General features: G+C 43.4%; 14 protein-coding genes, 1 tRNA gene and 1 other annotated feature. Of the genes, 13 read left to right on the top strand and 2 right to left on the bottom strand.

Going from position 1 to position 18,697, the window contains the following annotated elements:
* The first annotated feature begins 18 nt into the window (after positions 1-18).
* The 5 genes from SPTER_RS21660 (at position 19) to SPTER_RS21640 (ending at position 4,979) form a co-directional block, all read left to right on the top strand.
* Complete coding sequence (locus SPTER_RS21660; RefSeq protein WP_144352291.1) at positions 19-2,688, top strand: KAP family P-loop NTPase fold protein; 2,670 nt, start codon at positions 19-21, stop codon at positions 2,686-2,688.
* Positions 2,675-2,980, top strand: a complete 306-nt coding sequence (locus tag SPTER_RS21655) for a hypothetical protein (protein WP_144352290.1) — start codon at positions 2,675-2,677, stop codon at positions 2,978-2,980. Before SPTER_RS21660 ends, SPTER_RS21655 begins: the two co-directional genes overlap by 14 nt.
* A 262-nt stretch (positions 2,981-3,242) precedes the next feature.
* Positions 3,243-4,130 (top strand): hypothetical protein, encoded by an 888-nt coding sequence (locus SPTER_RS21650; protein ID WP_144352289.1) that lies wholly within the window; start codon positions 3,243-3,245, stop codon positions 4,128-4,130.
* Positions 4,131-4,416: 286 nt separating this feature from the next.
* Positions 4,417-4,495: transfer RNA gene (locus SPTER_RS21645), tRNA-Arg, on the top strand.
* 106 nt (positions 4,496-4,601) lie between these two features.
* A complete protein-coding gene (locus tag SPTER_RS21640) occupies positions 4,602-4,979 on the top strand; it encodes a hypothetical protein (protein WP_144352288.1) in 378 nt (125 codons plus the stop codon).
* Positions 4,980-5,570: 591 nt separating this feature from the next.
* Here SPTER_RS21640 and SPTER_RS21635 read toward each other — a convergent pair.
* Entirely contained in the window at positions 5,571-6,701 is a 1,131-nt protein-coding gene (locus tag SPTER_RS21635; RefSeq protein ID WP_144352287.1) for a YkvI family membrane protein, read from the bottom strand.
* Between the two features lie 60 nt (positions 6,702-6,761).
* Positions 6,762-6,992: a binding site (T-box leader), on the bottom strand.
* 171 nt (positions 6,993-7,163) lie between these two features.
* A complete protein-coding gene (locus SPTER_RS21630; RefSeq protein WP_144352286.1) occupies positions 7,164-8,042 on the bottom strand; it encodes a LysR family transcriptional regulator in 879 nt (292 codons plus the stop codon).
* Positions 8,043-8,178: 136 nt separating this feature from the next.
* Between SPTER_RS21630 and SPTER_RS21625 the strand changes: the two genes are divergently transcribed.
* The 8 genes from SPTER_RS21625 to SPTER_RS21590 all read left to right on the top strand — a co-directional run bounded on the left by SPTER_RS21625 (position 8,179) and on the right by SPTER_RS21590 (position 18,680).
* Positions 8,179-8,400, top strand: a complete 222-nt coding sequence (locus SPTER_RS21625) for a hypothetical protein (RefSeq protein ID WP_144352285.1) — start codon at positions 8,179-8,181, stop codon at positions 8,398-8,400.
* Positions 8,401-8,725: 325 nt separating this feature from the next.
* Entirely contained in the window at positions 8,726-9,910 is a 1,185-nt protein-coding gene (locus SPTER_RS21620; RefSeq protein ID WP_211367361.1) for a M24 family metallopeptidase, read from the top strand.
* A gap of 271 nt (positions 9,911-10,181) precedes the next feature.
* Entirely contained in the window at positions 10,182-11,324 is a 1,143-nt protein-coding gene (locus SPTER_RS21615; RefSeq protein WP_144352283.1) for a DNA alkylation repair protein, read from the top strand.
* A 263-nt stretch (positions 11,325-11,587) separates the two neighbouring features.
* Complete coding sequence (locus tag SPTER_RS21610; RefSeq protein WP_144352282.1) at positions 11,588-12,769, top strand: aminotransferase-like domain-containing protein; 1,182 nt, start codon at positions 11,588-11,590, stop codon at positions 12,767-12,769.
* A 95-nt stretch (positions 12,770-12,864) separates the two neighbouring features.
* The gene (locus SPTER_RS21605; protein WP_144352281.1) at positions 12,865-13,800 is read left to right on the top strand and encodes a DMT family transporter; all 936 of its coding nucleotides are present in this window, start codon (positions 12,865-12,867) and stop codon (positions 13,798-13,800) included.
* Between the two features lie 139 nt (positions 13,801-13,939).
* A complete protein-coding gene (locus SPTER_RS21600) occupies positions 13,940-14,515 on the top strand; it encodes a TetR/AcrR family transcriptional regulator (protein ID WP_144352280.1) in 576 nt (191 codons plus the stop codon).
* A gap of 36 nt (positions 14,516-14,551) precedes the next feature.
* Positions 14,552-15,622 (top strand): efflux RND transporter periplasmic adaptor subunit, encoded by a 1,071-nt coding sequence (locus tag SPTER_RS21595; protein WP_144352279.1) that lies wholly within the window; start codon positions 14,552-14,554, stop codon positions 15,620-15,622.
* Positions 15,615-18,680, top strand: coding sequence for an efflux RND transporter permease subunit (locus SPTER_RS21590; RefSeq protein WP_144352278.1), 3,066 nt, complete (start codon positions 15,615-15,617; stop codon positions 18,678-18,680). The genes SPTER_RS21595 and SPTER_RS21590 overlap by 8 nt, the downstream gene beginning before the upstream one ends.
* Positions 18,681-18,697: the final 17 nt, after the last annotated feature.

The raw sequence follows: 18,697 nt of genomic DNA, 5'->3' as shown, positions 1-18,697 counted from the left end.
TCTAAAAGGGGTGATATTATGAAAAAATGGTTTGAGTTAAAATTTATTCAACTTTGCAGAAATCTATCCGCTTTATATAAATATCTGAATGTGTATCAATTAATCTGGGGAATAGGAATTATCGTTGTAATTGCTTTTGCTTATATCGATAGGCGAGTTATATTATCTTCAGAGCAGATACCAAAGTTATCAGAGCTAATGACTAATCCTATTGTATTTGTATGGGCAATAGGATTAGTCGGAGTTGTTCTTTTATTATTTAGATTACTTTCAATTAAGCCTTTTGTTCTGATTGATTATTTTATATTACTCATCCCAATTGGGTTTCTAGTATATTCGGCTATTGCTTATTTTTCAGGTGGCTACGTTGGATTCAAATTAAATCAGTTAATTTTAGCCATTTTATTCTTTAGTATTTTGTTTTTTCTTCGTTGGATAATAGCCAAAATGAAAGTAGCCTATTTCAATAAATTGAAAGACCTATACACGAATAGTAGTACTTCGTTAGAGATGTTTAAAACAGATGTTCCAATAAAATCGACAAGTGAAGATGAACTTGACAGAAAGGAGTTCTCAGAAGCAATAGCTAAGGCAATTATTGGTTATACAGATAGTAATAGCCTTGCCATTGGGATAACTGGGGAATGGGGTTCTGGGAAATCGTCAGTTGTAAATATGTCTGTAGAATATATAAATAACTATTATAAAGATAAACTTATCAAACCTTGTGTAGTTGAATTTAATCCATGGAATTTTTCAGACCCAAACCAGTTGATAGAGCAATTCTTTAAAATTTTATCAGACGCTATTAAGAGTTCAAATACATATCTAGGTTCAAAAAATATTAGTGATAAATTGGATGCTTACTCAACTTTATTAGGGCAAGTATTAACATCAACAGCTTTAACTACACCCGTTGTAGATTTTTCAAAGTTCATAAAAAACCTAGGAGGATTAATTGCAAACAATCATGTAAACAGCTTGAAGGAAACAAGAAGTCAGCTTGATAAAGCTATAGGTGAATATTCAGGGAAGATAATTGTAATAGTTGATGATATAGACCGTTTAACAAATATTGAAGTACGTCAAGTCTTTCAGTTAGTAAAATCAATAGCAAATTTCACCAATACTATATATGTATTATCTTTTGATAAAAAAGTGGTTATAAACAGTTTATGCTCGGAGCAGGGAACTGGTCAGCAAATAGATGGTGAAAAGTATTTAGAAAAAATCATACAAGTGGATTTAGATATTCCAGCAGTCAAATTAGAAAATGTTTATTTTAAACTGAATGATAATCTTAATGGAATATTTGCTAATTCTACAATTGACCAAATGCGGTGGATGAATATTTGGTATGATGGCTTTAAAGATTTCTTTTTTAATATTCGAGATGTAAATAGATATATGAATTCTCTACGATTTCAGTTCAGCTTGACGAAAAATCAAGTTAATACTATTGATTTACTGGCTATTATTGCAATAAAGGTCTTTGACTACACCACATACTGTATTATTCGGGATAATATAAACTTACTAGCAGGTATAGCGAAAGAAGATTTGCAACATAAAGAAGAAGAACAACGGAGAATACGTACTATTATTGATGATGCGGTAAAGCAATCAAAATATAACATATTAGCTTTATTAAAAAGATTATTTCCTAAACTTGAAAGTGTTTATGATAATAATTTTTATGGAATTGGTTCATTAAATGAATGGTTTACGGAAAACCGTATTTGTCACCCTGAAAGATTTCAATTATATTTCCAGTTAGATATCTCTAAGGATGATATATCTCCTTTTGAAATTGATAGTATATTACAAGCCTTACATGATGAAATTTTATTTAGAAAATATATAAACGATTTAATTGAAGATGGAAGAATACTTCGATTTTTAGAGGTGTTTCAAAATTATACCTCTTTAGAGAATAAAGTACCTACTTCTACTATAAATACTGTTTTAACTGTTCTGCTAGATGAAGGAGATAAGTTCCCTAATAGTTATAGTTCAGATTTAATAGTTACGGAATTAAAAATTGCAAGAATTACTTATCAGTTATGTAAAAGATTTTCTAATCAACTAGATAGAGGACAATTATTCTTAAGTATTTCGGATAAAGTGAATAATAGCTTATATCCCCTTATTTATGATATCTATCTATATGACCAAGAGCATGGAAGATATGGGTTGAAGAAAAACCCAGAACCAGAGGAATATCGGACTTTTTCAACTCAAGACTTAGATTTGCTAGAACAAAAAGGTTTATCAAAAATTCGGGAGTGGTCAACATCCCGAAGGCTAGAAGAACATAGACAATTGAGAATGTTACTGCACGTTTGGAAAACATGGGCTAATGTTTGGGGAAGAAAAGAGGAAGTAAACCAATATCTTGAAGAGAAAATAGTAGAAGATAGTTTCCTTATAAATTTTATTGGATTATATATAAATACTGGACGAACACAAGCAGGCTCAAACTATGGATATACAGAAATTGTATATTATGATTTAGCTGATATCAAAAGGCTTCTTAATGGAAATTTTGATTTGTTTTGTAAACGCGTGGAAAAAATTAACCGAGATGTTATTAACGAGGAGCAAATAAAGATTTTGAATATGTTTGAGGATGCACTAAAAGGTAAGAATTTAAGTCCTTGGGGAAAATTTGGGGATGTTAGCAGATAAATGGATAGGAGAAGTTATGTTTATTAATGAAGAGGATTTTAGAGGTTGGCTCATAACGAATATTGATGGATTAGTAAAAGGCAGAGGCTTATCATTAATAGTTTTGGAAAGCAAAAATGTTGCAGACGTTATCCTATGTATTGAAAACACAGAAGCTCCAATAGCTCTGTTTTTAGAGCTAAAATATTTCACTAGGTCAAAAAATAGGGTAGGTATCGGAGATGGTATTGGAGATGGTTTTTCAGCCAGAAATCCTGCAGAAGAAACCGCTATACTTCTGCAAGTATCTTAAATGGGTGCTGGCTCATGAGGATGGGTATGCGTATTTCCTCAATACTAATGAAATTTCTAAGCATATTTCTGGTGGTGATATCAAGGCTGGGCAACAGAACAACATTCAACGAGCGATATATAATAGGGAAGACATAATGGACATTCATGACTTGCCAGACAGTATAATTGAATGGGTTACAACATTTATTGAGAATTAACAGTAAAGCTTTTCCGTTACTTACAATGGACGTCACTGGATGTTGGGTTGGAGGGACTTTCAAATGATTTGTGCATACTGTAATAATGATACAAAAGTTACTAGAGAACACATTATACCTGCTGGAATAATTAGACTTTTCCCTGAATGTGACCTTGCTTTTGATTTCGTTCGAAAAAAAGCATATCCTGGCGAAGCAGTTATTAAAGATGTTTGCCCAAATTGTAATGGAGGTGTACTTAGTTCACTTGATAGTTATGGGAAAAACTTTGTAGAAACTTACTTTTTACAGGACTTTTCCGAGGATATGAAATTTGAGATTAAATACGATTATCACACCGTTACTCGCTGGCTCCTAAAGATGGCTTTTAATTCAGCCAGGGTTGAGAATGCTGATGTTAGCTGGTTTCAAAAGAATTTGGATTATATTATGGGTAAGGCATGTTTACCTTCTTGCAAAGTGTCTTTGTTCGGTGGTCTCTGGATGAACATGTCGCCCGTACCATCTCAAGAGTATGGTAACTTAAAAATTCAATTTATTAGAGAGCCAAAGTTGTTGCCAGGTGGAGTAATTAATTACGAAACCTGCCAAGTTAATGAATATATTTTAGAGAATGCTGCTGAATTTCCAGATTTGCATTCAAAATACCTGTTTCGATTGGGGGCAGCTATGTTTCTATTATTTATGTGGGATAAAGACGCCGAGGTCGAGGCTGTTGATAGCTATGAAAAAATAGTAAACCATTTATTCCCTTATAAGTTGTTTAATCAAGATTTAAATAGTGTGATTTTAGAATGTTGTACGGATGCCTTTAATTGCCATTATATTGCTTTAATTCATGGTTTAGCGGGAATGTCTATTTCTCAAGCCTGTCTGAGCCGCCTGACAGGTGATAAGGATATAGAGGGTATGCGTAACAATTTTTATAAAGTTTTCACAAGTAGCATATAACTTATTGGAGAATTAATTTATGTCATTGCATAAAGCAGATAATGATTTAGTTGGTTTTTCCTTTTCCCACTACCTGACAATTGACACTTGATATCCAAAATGCTATACTAATTATCGTATCTCAAATAGTGCCGAGCCTGCCAATTATGCCAATTTGCCGTTACTCCAAACGATGCCAATTTGAATTCCATTCGAATTCCATTTGTGCATTAAAAGTTGGTTTTTGAGCAAAAATAGGCTATGATAAGCAGGTAAGGAATACAGCAAAATCAACACTTTATAACATGCGCCCGTAGCTCAGGTGGATAGAGCGGTGGTTTCCTAAACCGCGTCAGCCGGTGGTTCGAGTCCTCCCGGGCGCACCAGAAAATAAGGCTTTTCGGCATTTGTCGGGAGGCTTTTTATATTTTGTCATTCTTTTGTCACACTTCCACATTATGCTTGAAGTAGCAATTGGAGGAGGGACAATATATGAATATCCTGGTTAAGAAGACGATTGTTTATTCCCTGGCTGGGATCATGCAATTTGGTTTGTTTGCAACCGTAGCCGAAGCTTCAGCACTATATAATGATGATGCGCAACGAATAGTACAGCTTGCCCGTCATGATCGACATGACCGCCACCGGGATCATCGATACGAACGGGACCGGCACGAACGGGAGCGGTATGAACGAGAGCGGCGGCGAGAGTATAATGAACGGCTGCGCCGGGAAAACGAACGGCATAAACACGAAATGAAGCGCCGGCCCTTTGAAAGCAGAAGGGCCTGGCATGAACGGCAAAAACGTGAGATAGAACGGCATAAGAGAGCAGTATATGAAATAAAGAGAATTCTCCATCGCCGGTAATGTTAATTTAGCCCTCGCAAGCGGGGGCTTTTTGTTTTTTTCTAAAGGCAGGGCTTGTTTTTTGCTTTTTTTTGCGGGGCAGTCTATCATCCCAGTGACAGATCTTGTGCCAGCATCATAAGATATAATGTACATCACTTCGCTACACAAAAAAAAAGGAGGTCTTTTCTATGGGATGGGGAGGATTCGGTGGTCGTGGTGGTGGTAATTGGTTTATCATAATTATCATTATTATTTTACTACTGTTCTGTTTTGAAGATGACTGTAACTCAATTTGCTAAAAATTAATGCCCGTTTTATCATGGAGACACAACCAATTTGTGAGGTTACCGCCCGCTTATTTATTGGTTCGTGTAGAGTCGTCTGCTGCTGTAGACGGCTTTTTATTTTGGGTCAAAAAATACAACCCCCAATAATACTCGGCTTTGGCAAGCTGAATCCAGGTGACTGGCAGCCGGGATTCAGTCACGGTCGGGAATATATAATAATCAGACAGCCAACCCATGAACAATCAGTTCTTGGGGTTGGCTGATTTCTAAGATTTATTCTTGGTGTTATGTGGATTGCAATTAAAAGTTCCGGATCAATCGCTTATTCTTTGCGCAGTTTGGCATTCTTCCGGATTTTTATTGTGCCGACAATAATTTCCGGCAGCAGCACAAAAAACAGACCGATATAACCTACTGAACCATACCCTTTGACCACAATATTGGTTAAGCCAAATATTGAGATACCGGTACAAATAGCTATGGTAATGAAAGAGATTGCTATTCTGCGTGCACGCAAACTGTTTAACATACCCTTGCCGGTCAGAACCGGTTCGAAGCGGGCTACTGTGGAAAATACCAGGGATATACCTGTACCCAGCAGTGCAACAAATAATATGACACTATATAATATTTTTAGCCAGGGTAAGCCAAGTTGTACAGTGACAAAGTATACTGGCAGCGTTTGGTCGAGAATCTCCGGGCTAAACCCTAATAACATGATACAGACAACTGCCAGGAAGATCCCGTTTAAGAGGGTGCCAAATAACATAAACATATTGCATTCTTTTGTTGTTTTTATATGGTGGGAAACGGAAATAATAGGCAAAACAGTAAAAGCCTGAAAGCCGATATAAATCAACATGTACCAAACGGCATCAACAAAGCTGGTGCCAAAGGTTTCATTAGTCGTTAAAACCCGCTGAAAATTAAACGCCCCCATTTGAATGCCTAATACACAAAGTATCAGTAAAGTAACAATCAGAAAATAAGTTTTCAGATTTAAGACTTTAATGATTAACTCACTGCCGAATATCGTCAATAGCAGTAAAACAAAGCCTACAGTCACTATCCCTATTCCATAGGGAATCCCCAGCGAGCTTTTTAAAAGGGCGCCGGAACCGGCGATAGCGGTACTTACACCACAGGCGATCAGCATGATAAAGCCAAACTCAAAGACTAAGGAAAAGTACTTTTCATAAGGATGAAACAGGGCATCACCAAAACTCTTATAATCATAGGTTTTATAGTCTTTGGCCAGGACCAGTGCATTGCGGTGTCCCCAGCCCAGCAGTGCCATAGCTACTAGTGGCAGAAAAACTGAATACCAGCCATACTTTACAAAGAAATTTACTTCCTGGTTGCCGGTGGCAAAGCCACCACCACTATGGGTTGCAAACCAGACTGCCGCCATAGCAAAGGCTGTTCCGGCCGAACCAATTTTTGGGTTTCCCATATATAGCGCCCTCTTTTCTTTAATTTTGTGAATAAAAAAGCCCCTATTGACATTAACGTCAATAGGGGCGATGTTATCGCGGTACCACCCTAACTTAGGCTCATTACTCAGCCATTGTATATGGGCTGATTTCTTTAACGCAGATAAACGCTTTAGCCTACCTAAGGTTTTCGCTTAGTTTCAGCAAAAGAATTCCTGGGTGAGTTTAGCAAATATCTGCACCGGTTTTCACCAGCCACCGGTTCTCTGAAAGCGAGATATGTTTGCATATTGCCCAATCATCATTTTTAATCAATGTAAATTACTTGATAGTATACGCCTGCAGACGAATAACTTGTTACATTGTTGCATGGATATCGGTGTTTGTCAAGAATAAATTGTAACTTTTTTTAAAAAATAGTACTAAGGGAAAACAACAGTCTGCTGGCAGTTGATTTCGGCAGGCTTTTGGGATCTGCATAATTACTGATGCCGATGCATGCTGGTCATAAAATTAATAAAAGCCTTGGCGGTGCTTGTTAAGTATTTGTTTTTATTCCATGCCAGTACAATATGAAAATTCATTGGCTCAGATAAAGGGCAGCTGTAAATAGTAGGGTAGTTCCTTGCGATGGCATCAAAGAGAAATGAAATACCTATTTCCAGCTCAACTAAACTGATAATTGTCTCAACCTGGCTGGACGAGAAAACAATCTGGGGTACGAAGAGATGTTTTTTGCATTCCTCCAGGACTACCTGGCGATTGTAGGTATCTTCTTTAAGTAAAATGAATGGCTGATCAACCAGTTTGTCAAAGGGTATACTTGACAGGGTGCTAAGCGGATGACAATGCGGCAGGCATACGTGGATCTGACCTGTGGTAATCGGTAATATTTCTAAAGCGGAGGACGAGTCTGATTGGGTTATAATACCAATATCAATTCTACCCTGCTCTATTAAATTGTGAATGGTTAATGAACCGCCCTCAACCGCTGAGAGCTCAATGTGAGGAAATTTTTTGCGAAATTGTGCAAATATTCGTGGAAAGAGAAATATCCCGATCATCGGGGGGATGCCTATTTTAATCGATCCTTTGGGCAATGCTTTGAGGTCGTTCATCTCGTTGATCGAATCGCCAACGAGTGTGAGAATAGTGTTAACCCGCTGCAAAAAGACCATTCCCTCCGCGGTTAGGGTTATTCGCCGGTGTGTCCTATAAAATAACTGGATTTCCAGTTCTTCCTCTAATTTTTGGATTGCAATGGAAACAGAGGGCTGGGCAACGTGTAATTGTTCGGCCGCCTTCGATATGCTATTTAAACGACAAACCATTTGGAAATACTCTAATTGCCGTAATTCCATAATGCCCCTCCTTTGTATAACTTATAACTATATTAACATAAAAATCATATATTTTAAATTTATATATAACTGGGTTATACTAGTATCAAACATAAAAATAAATTGGATTTATTGATATAAACTGAGGTGAAAGGTAATGAAGAACAAGACTATTACACGTTGTTCAGACAATATTCCGGCTATTACCTGGGAATTGCGGAGGGACTTCGGCTTTATATGTAAAAAGCATCTGCAGGCTATGAGTGCAGCGCAGGCTATATTAAGAGGCGTTGACACTTATGATATGACTATTTACGATTCTTTAAACTGTGGCAAGCTGACCCGTTTGCTTAAATATCTAAAACAGGCGTCCTGCTGAACAATCCCCGGGCTATTAATCCGTAAACTAATGTTTACGGATTTTTTATCGTGATAGAAAGTATAGCTTTGCCTGGCTAAGGGCAACACCGGCTTACACTTTCGCCAAAGGCTCGGCGCAAGCCGTGTTTCTTTACCCCATAAGTTGGAGAGGCTAAGATTGACTGAAATCAGCAATATCGATAAAATTGAAATATAAATTAAACTAAAAGATTGTAGTTCTGTAAAGCGCATTGGCATAACTTATCTGTGTCAGAGTAACGAGGTAAGTTAACTGTAATAATTCAGCCTGGGCCAATGAACAGCATGGATGGGAGGAAATGAAAATGAATTTTACCCCGGGAGCAGAGATTAAAACCAGAATCGCTAGGTTTCAGGCGGCTTTGTGTAAGCAGGACCTTGATGGGGCCCTGATTTTGCTGAACAGTGATATGTTTTACTTCACAGGTACTGTGCAAAATTCAGTGTTGTACGTGCCGGCCAAGGGCGAGCCGTTACTTATGGTAAAAAAAAGTTTACATCGTGCCCAAAACGAATCACCTTTAAAAAACATTATTGCTATTAAGAGCCCCAAGGAAATTGCAGGTATTATCAATGACCAGTTTGCTAATCCCGTTAAGCTCGGACTGGCCTTAGATGTACTGCCGGTCAATCTGTATAATACCTATAAAAAAATGTTTCCCCATGTCGTGTTCAGTGATGTCTCTCCCTTGATCAAAGATACCCGCGCCATTAAATCACCGTATGAAATCGAGCTTATCCGTAACTCCTTACAGGTAATTGATAAAGCCTTCTCAGCAGTTCCGGATTTTCTGCGCGAAGGAATGCTGGAGGTTGAAGCGGCTGCCTTATTTGAGGCAGAAATGCGTAAACGCGGCTACTCTAATTGCTGTAAAATGAGGGCGTTTAATCAGGAGCTGTTTTTTGGCAATCTGTGTACAGGCAGCAGTGGCGCATTCCCCAGCTTCTTTGACGGGCCGGTAGGGGGAATGGGGGTTAGTCCGTCCCAGCCGCAGGGCGCAGGCTGGAAACCGATCCAGCGTAATGAAGTCATTTATATTGATTATACTTGTGTACTGCAAGGTTATACAGGTGACCAGACCAGAATATTTTGTATCGGCGAACTCACCCCCAGATTGGTTAAGGCCTACGAAGATGCCTTGTTCATAGAAGCGGAAATAATTAAAGCCATGAAGCCGGGAATACCGGCCGAGGCGCCATATTTATTAGCGATTACACTGGCCGGAGAATTGGGCTACAAAGATTATTTTATGGGTTACAAGGAAAACCAGGCTAAGTTTATTGGCCATGGGATAGGCTTAGAACTTGATGAATGGCCAATATTGGCTAAAGGGCTCACTACTCCGGTCAAACCGGGCATGACTTTTGCGCTGGAACCTAAGTTTGTATTTCCGGAAGGGGCAATCGGGACGGAAAGCAGCTTCGTAATGACAGAACAGGGACCTGAACAATTGAGTGTTACACCAAATGGCATTACCTATATAAAGTAATTTTTGCTTATGGATAACGGCAGCAACTCGTACTTCATCTTTCTTAAAACCAGGGGAATAGTTTGCGTAGATTTTTTCGCAATGCAAGGCGGAGGACGCTAACTGATTCAGTAAGATCTGCTTTAATAAGGCTGGTAGGTGATATGTCTCTTATTACTTGCGCGGGCCGCGCATATCGGACATATGTAAGGTGACGACAACGCAGCAGTGAGGGAAAAGATGCGCAAATATTCTTGGTTTTGAGGGAGATGAAGTAGTAGGAGGGAACGAAGTGGCCGACCCTTTAAAAGCGGTATATAATAAGGTGTTTTTGCAGCAATTCAGCGAGAAGGTGCGCGGTGCTTATCCTGCTTTTGACACCGTCGGTTTTATCACTACCGTGACAGGCAATCAAGCGGTGTGGGATCAACTGGCGCTGAAGGCCCGTATGCGAAGAATTACAACGGCGCTGGGGCTGTATTTGCCAAGTAGCTACGAAGAGGCGCTGAGAATTTTATATGCCATTGACGAAAGCTGCAGCGGTTTTCCCTATTTGTTCTTCCCCGATTTTGTGGCCGTGTATGGCCAGGCCGAGGAGCACTGGGATCTATCTATGCAAGCGCTGGCCAGATTTACGGTGCAGTCCTCGTCTGAGTTTGCCGTAAGGCCGTTTCTGCTGCGCGAGCCCCAGCGGATGATGCAGCAAATGGCGAAGTGGGCGAAACATCCGAATGAGCATGTCCGGCGGCTGGCCAGTGAGGGCTGCCGCCCCCGTTTGCCGTGGGGTGAGGCGCTTACTATGTTCAAACATGACCCTGCTTTGGTTTTGCAGGTACTGGAACTACTGAAGACAGACCCGTCGCCCTATGTGCGTAAGAGCGTTGCTAACAACCTCAATGACATCGCCAAGGATCACCCGGCGCTTGTGCTGGCAACAGCCCGTCGCTGGCAAGGTGTGCACCCGCACACTGACTGGATTGTGCGCCATGGTTGCCGTACATTGATACGCAACGCTGAGCCGGAGGCTTTGGCGCTATTCGGTTATGCCGAACCAGCAGGTGCAGCAGCGCTTACCGCTGGTGCCGCCTTAACGGCATTCCCGCCGGTGCTGCCGGGCGGCGGGAGTTGCGAACTGCGGTATGAGCTTGCTATCCGGGAAGGCGAGCCGGCGCATATCCGGATCGAATACGGGATTGATTTCGTGAAGGCCAGAGGCCATACAGTACGCAAACTGTTTCTGCTGTCAGATAAAACAGTGCCCGGTGGAGCACATTTGACCGGGGTTCGTACTCACAACTGGTCAGATCTGACCACCCGCCGCCACTATCCGGGCCGGCACCGGATTACACTGCTGGTAAACGGACAGGAAGTTGCTTATTCAGAGGTTACACTTGTTCTGGGCCAGAACAAGAAAGATGAGCCTGAACAGTGTTAATCAGCGGGCTTACTAAGGTTGTCCTGGAGAGTTGTCAATTGGAAGCTGGTGTAGATTACCCCAAATATGAAATCCGTAGTGTTCCATCTACGGATTTTTCTAATTATTGTAATATTTATTCCAACGTTGATTTTTGTATAAAGTATCCAATTTCCTCAAAATAGCGCGGCAGTGGATATTTACGATTGTCTTTTGAAGGTGTATGATAAGAGGAATTATTGCAAGACCTGTTATAGTGGACGTTTGATCATAGGAGGGGTATTATGACTGTAACCTTTGCCCGGCGGACAGAGTTTTTGAAAAAATCGGAAATACGAGAGATATTGAAGATTACTCAGCGGCCGGAGGTAATCTCTTTTGCCGGCGGCCTGCCGGCGCCGGAGCTGTTTCCGGTGGAGGAAATGAAACATATTGCTGTCAAAGTGCTTGAAGAGTCAGGAAGCCAGGCGCTGCAATACTCCACCACCGAGGGCTTTGAACCGTTGCGCAAGCAAATTGCCGCCAGGATGAATGCCAGATTTAAAACAGTTGTTCAGCCGGCAAATGTTTTAATAACCAGCGGGTCACAGCAAGCCCTTGATTTTTCGGGAAAGCTGTTTTTAAATGCCGGTGATGTAGTTTTATGTGAGAGCCCTACTTATTTAGCGGCTATAAGCGCTTTCTCAGCCTATGAGCCGAGATTTATGGAAGTGCCCACCGACAATAAGGGTATTATTATTGCGGAATTAGAAAAAATTCTGCAAACTGTTGCCAATATAAAGCTTGTTTATGTTATTCCTGATTTCCAGAACCCTACCGGCAGGACGTGGTCCTTAGAGCGGCGTAAGCAGTTTATCAAGGTGATAAGCAAGTATGAAGTGCCAGTAATTGAGGATAATCCTTATGGTGAATTGCGGTATGAAGGCGACCTGCTGCCGGCAATTAAAGCCTTTGACAGCAAAGGCCTGGTTATATTTGTGAGTACCTTTTCCAAGACCTTTTGCCCCGGTCTCCGGATTGGCTGGATAGCTGCCGACATTAGGTTTATTGAAAAATATGTTCTGCTTAAGCAAGGTGCTGATCTGCATACTTCCTCCATCAGTCAAAGAGAAATATCCATGTATATGGAAGTATATAATTTTGAAGAACACATACAGCGGATAATCAAGGTTTATAAACAGCGCAGAGATGCGATGATCAATGCCATGCAGGAATACTTCGCCGGGGAAATACGGTTTAACCGTCCTCACGGGGGCTTATTCACTTGGGTAGTGTTGCCGGAGCAGGTAAATGCGGTTGCATTGTTAAACCGTTGCCTCCAGCACAATGTCGCTTTTGTCCCCGGTGATTCTTTTTTTCCTACGAGAAAGGTAGAAAACACTTTTAGGCTGAATTATTCCAATATGCCGGAAGAGCAAATTTGGGAAGGAATTAGACGCCTGGCCATGGTAATAAAGGAGTACTGAGGAATACTTCCTTTAGCCGTTTGACCGATGCATTTATTATGCAAGATGCGATTATCATAACAGTTCTAAATATAACTGAGGAAGCGGGAACAAGAATGAAGACATGGGCGTATGCCTTGATCCTGATTGCCGCCACATTATGGGGCATTATCTCGATTTTTGTAACAGGCCTGGCAGAATACGGGTTTTCAACACTTCAGATTGTGGCGCTGCGGGTGGGCATCAGTGCTGTTGTTTTAACTGTATATGTTGCTATTAAAGATGGCAGCCTGCTTAGAATCCGGCTACAGCATGCCAAGTATTTTATTGGTACCGGTGTATTGAGTATTGCCTTTTTCAATTGGAGCTATTTTACTGCCATCCGGGAAACCTCAGTGGCGGTTGCTGCCATCCTGCTTTACACGGCGCCGGCTTTTGTACTGGTATTATCCAGGCTGCTGTTTGGCGAAAGGCTGACTAAGGGAAAAATTGCGGCCCTTGCCGTAACTTTCTGCGGCTGCGCCCTCGTCGTGGGAATTCTGCCCGGCGCGGCGGGGACGGTTCCTTTTTACGGTTTGGCTGCCGGCCTCGGTGCCGGTTTTGGCTACGCGCTGTACAGCATCTTCAGTAAATTCGCCTTGCAGTATTATAGCGCGCTGACTGTAACCGTTTATACCTTTTGGTTTGCTGCTGCCGCCATGCTGCCGGTAAGTGAGTTGTGGGCAGCGCGTACCATGTTTTTTCACTGGCCGGTGGTCGCTTACTGTATTGGTTTCAGCTTTTTTTCCACCATTCTTGCCTATTGGTGCTACACAACGGCTTTAGCTTATGTAGAGGCAGGCCGGGCTGCTATCGCCGCAACCCTGGAGCCAATCGTAGCCACCCTGGTGGGGATCTTGTTGTTCGGCGAGGTCCTGACTTCCTGGCAACTGGTTGGCGTTATTCTGGTTATCGCAGCGGTAGTCTCTGTGCAATGCAACAATAATGCCCAGGGGGAAGCTGCGGACAGCCGTGAACACCGGCAGAGCGCGGCCAGGAGGAGTCCGCAGTAAAAGGGCCGGGGTGAAAAACCTGGCTTGGGAAAGCAGGCACCTATTGATTTTTGGAAACTAAAACACTATAATAGTTTATGAGTTAGGGAAGAAATGACACAGGCCAAATTCGCCGATCCCTAAGAACAGGGGGAAGATAATGGAGGACATAAAAAATCTTATTCTCGATAAGGCCAAAGAGCGCATGGAACGCTTCGGCTTCAAGAAGACCACGATGGATGAGATCAGCAAGGACTGCAAAATTTCCAAGAAGACAATTTACGAGCATTTTAACGACAAAGAAGATATGTTCAGCTGTCTGTTACTGCGTGAGTGCCACAAAACGATAGAACTTCTGTTTGCTCAAATGGGAGCTGTGTCTGACCCGCTTGAGCGCTTAATCCAGCTAACCCGCAAAGCAATAGGGCATTTTAACCAGGACCATTTTGTCACCAGAATTCTTAAAGATGATGAATTGTTCCTGGCGTTTATCAACAGAAAGTACCATGAAATGATTGATGAGGAGATTATCTCAATGATCGCCGGGATTATTCGTGAAGGGAAGCAGCAGGGCAGGTTCCGTGAAGTGGATGAAAGAATTGTTGCCTATGCCGGTTTTAAGCTGTTCCAGGCCTTCAGCTACGCCCGCACGGGGCCGCTGCGCCAGGAGCAAAATGAGCAGCACTATACCGAGGTACTCATTGATTTCATTGTTAATGCGCTTGTGAAAAAGTAGACCGGCTTATAAATGAATGTTAAAGGAGGGCCTGTTATGCATAAGTCTTTTGCCAGCTTTACCGTACTGTTGGTGCTGCTGGCGTCGGTTAGCCTAACTGGCTGCACGAAAACAGAGACCGCTAGGGAAGATACACCATTTGTCCGCTCACAGCTTGTCAGGCTGGACGCTTCCGGCCAAGCCGCAAACTATGCCGGTGAAGTGCGCGGCCGGTATGAGACGCAGCTTGCTTTCCAGGTCAGCGGGAAGATTATGAAAAGAAATGTTGAGCTTGGCAGTGTGGTTCAGTCCGGGGATGTTCTTATGGAAATTGATGCCAAAGATATAGCGCAAACGGTCAACATTAGTTCTGCGCAAGTAGCTTCAGCCCAGTCCCAGCTGAGTTTGGCGCAGGCGAATCTTGAACGTTACCGTAATTTATATGAGCAAGGCGCGGCCAGCCGGATGCAGCTGGATCAATACCAGAATGCCTATGAAGTCGCCCTGGCTGCTGTCCGCCAGGCAACAGCCCAATATAACCAGGGCGCTAACCAGCTGGGCTATAGCACGCTGGTGGCCGATAGTGCCGGAGTTATCGCTGCTGTTGATGCTGAGGCCGGCCAGGTAGTAAGTGCCGGACAGTCAGTCGTTACCATTGTAAAGAATGGGGAACGTGAAATAGAAATCAATGTGCCGGAAAATCGCATTGATGAAATGCGTAATAGCCAGCAGGTGCAGGTCGGCTTTTGGGCACTGCCTGGCGTTACCGCCGAGGGGAAAGTCAGAGAGATTTCGCCGGTGGCTGACAAAGTGGCCAGAACTTACAAAGTCAGAATTAGTTTGCCTACCCCGCCTGACGGCATCAATCTGGGGATGACTGCTAATGTGACGGTGGCCGGTCCCACTGACCTGCAGGCCGTGTATATTCCACTGTCGGCCGTGTATCAGACTGGCGATACACCACAGGTGTGGATCATTAAGGATGGCATGGTAAGCTTGCGTCCTATAAAAGCCGGAGCATTCGGTGACGGCAAGCTTGAAGTTTTGGACGGGCTTCAGGATGGGGACCTAATAGTTACCGCCGGTGTTCAGAAGCTGCGGGCAGGTCAAAAGGTGCGCTATGAGTAAGTTAAATCTGACCGAATGGGCACTTAACCATAAGCAGCTTGTGTATTTCTTTGTCTTGCTGGTTTTTGTGGCCGGCATTTTTTCCTACCAGAAACTGGGCAGGATGGAGGACCCTGACTTTGTCATTCGTCAGATGATTGTGTCGGTTGCCTGGCCTGGGGCCAATGCCCGCGAGGTAGAAGAGCAGGTCACAGATAAAATTGAGAAAAAGCTGCAGGATACTCCTGGCTTGGATTATTTAAAAAGCTATTCGCGGCCGGGCCAAGCCGTAATTTATGTAGTATTAAAAGATACGGTAAGCGAAAAGGATGTGCGGCCCACCTGGCTGGAAGTACGTAATATGGTTAATGATATCCAAGGCACACTGCCGCAAGGGGTGGTCGGACCTGCATTCAATGACCGGTTTGATGACGTGTTCGGCAGTATTTATGCCCTCACCTCTGAAGAGTTCAGCTACGAGGATATGCGGGAAAAAGCCGAGGAGATCCGCAGGACACTCCTTGGTGTAAATAATGTCAAAAAGGTTGAACTCATCGGCGTTCAACCGGAAAAAATTTATATTGAAATGGAAAGCAGCAAACTAGCCGGGCTGGGAATAGACCCTAATCTGATTATTGCGGCCGTAAAAGCACAAAGTGCTATGGCGGCCTCCGGTATGGTAGAGACAGCCTCAGACAATATATACCTGCGGGTGTCGGGGTTGTTCGAAAACGTCGATGGCCTGCGTAACATGCCGATTCGAATTAGTGAACGGACTTTTCGCCTTGGTGATATTGCTAAGATTGAGCGTAGTTATGCCGAACCCATGGAACCTAAAATGTATGTTAACGGGCAGCCGGCAATCGGTATTGCTCTTTCTATGGACAGCGGGGGGAACATTCTTACCCTGGGTACAGAGCTGGAGAAGGCCATAGCGGTGATAAAAAAGGATTTGCCGCTCGGCATGAAAATCAGTCAGGTGTCCAATCAACCCCAAGTAGTTAAAGAATCAATTAACGAATTTATTAAATCCCTGGGGGAAGCTGTCATTATTGTGTTGGCAGTCAGCTTTCTCAGCCTTGGTGTTCAGTCAGGCATCGTGGTTGCTTTATGCATTCCCCTGGTTATCGCCGGGATATTTGTAGGGATGGAGATCGGGGGTATAGATTTACACAAAGTATCGTTAGGGGCCTTAATCATGGCTCTGGGCTTGCTGGTTGATGATGCTATCATCGCTATTGAAATGATGACTGTAAAGCTGGAGCAGGGGTGGGGGCGTTTTGAGGCTGCCTGCTACGCCTACACGGCTACCGCTTTCCCAATGCTTACAGGTACACTTATCACTTGCGCCGGCTTTATACCTATCGGCTTTTCGCAGGGGGCGGCGGCTGAATTTACCAGCAGCTTATTCCCGGTGATAACAATTGCCCTGTTAATTTCCTGGCTTGTATCTGTTATGGTAACGCCGCTGCTGGGGTATAAGTTAATCAAGCCCAAACATACGGCAGGGTCAGGCCATAATATGTATGATACAAAATTTTACCGGCTATTCCGCCGGATTCTCACGTGGTGTCTGCAGCATAAAAAGCTGGTGCTGGGCATAACGGCAGTCTGTTTTATTGGTTCGATCTTTTTATTACAGTTTGTCAAACAAGAGTTTTTCCCGCCGTCCGTCCGGCCGGAGCTAATTGTTGAAATGACGTTGCCGGAAGGGACCTCGCTGGCAGCAACCGGGCAGGAAGCGAAAAAATTAGCCGACAGCCTCGCCGGTGACCCGGATATTGAGAGCTACAGCTATTATGTCGGCAAAGGGGCACCACGCTTTATTCTTACCATGGAGCCCAAGCTGCCCACTAGCAACTATGCCCAGTTTATCATCGTTGCCAAAAACTTACAGGCCCGGGAGGCTCTGAATACAAAGATCGATAAGTTGTTTGACGATAATTTTGCCAATGTGCGGGGCCATGTTAAGCTGATCCAAACCGGTCCCCCCTCAGAATACCCGGTTATGCTGCGCGTTACCGGGTATGATCACGAGAAAGTACGGGAGATCGCAAGCCAGGTCAGTGAGGCGATGGCCGCTAATTCAAGCCTTACAAAGGTTAATTTTGACTGGAATGAAAAAAGCAAAATTATGCATTTAACGGTTGACCAGGACAAGGCCAGAATGCTTGGCCTTAATAGCCAGGGCTTGGCTCAGGATTTACAGAGCCAGCTGTCCGGCGCTGCCATTGCCGAGTATTACGAGCAGGACAAGACGGTGGGTATTGTTTTTCGCATAGATGCCCAAACCAGGAAAGATTTAGCCAGTATTAAAGATCTGCCGGTACACATCGGCAACGGTAAATTTGTGCCTCTAGAGCAAATCGCCACAATAAGTTACGATGCGGAAGAAGGTTTAATCTGGCGGCACAACCTGAAGCCAACGATTACTGTGCAAGCAGAGGTAGCCCCAGGTGTAACCGGTAATGATGCCACCAAAGAGGTGTATGCAAGTCTAGCGTCAGTCCGCGAGGGCCTTCCTTCCGGCTATAGTATTGACATTGGCGGTTCGTATGAGGAAAGCAAAACCTCCATCGACTTTTTGCTTAAAGCGGTGCCGGTAATGATTGTGGTTATTGTAGTACTGCTTATGCTGCAGCTGCAAAATATATCTTTAATGATCCTTACCATTCTAACCGCTCCGCTCGGAATTATCGGGGTCAGCCTGGCCATGCTGTTAACAGGCCGGCCGATGGGCTTTGTGGCCGAACTCGGGATTTTGGCCCTTAGCGGGATGATTATCCGTAACTCGGTCATACTGATTGATCAGATTGAGAAGCATATCAAAGCCGGCGAGACACCCTGGGAGGCCATCATCAACTCAGCCGTGCTGAGGCTTCGCCCCATCGTGCTTACGGCGGCGGCGGCAATCTTCGGCATGCTGCCACTGGTTCCCAGCACGTTCTGGGGGCCGATGGCGGTGGCTATCAGCGGCGGCCTGCTGGGCGCAACCGCGATGACCTTGCTTGTTTTGCCGACAATGTATGCTGTCTGGTTTAATGTCAACCCGGAAACTAAAGAAAGCAAGGCTGGTTAAGAACCGATCGCTTGGTG

It is taken from the genome of Sporomusa termitida (genome assembly GCF_007641255.1).
Classification (GTDB): domain Bacteria; phylum Bacillota; class Negativicutes; order Sporomusales; family Sporomusaceae; genus Sporomusa; species Sporomusa termitida.
This window is presented reverse-complemented; position numbering and strand designations above follow the sequence as displayed.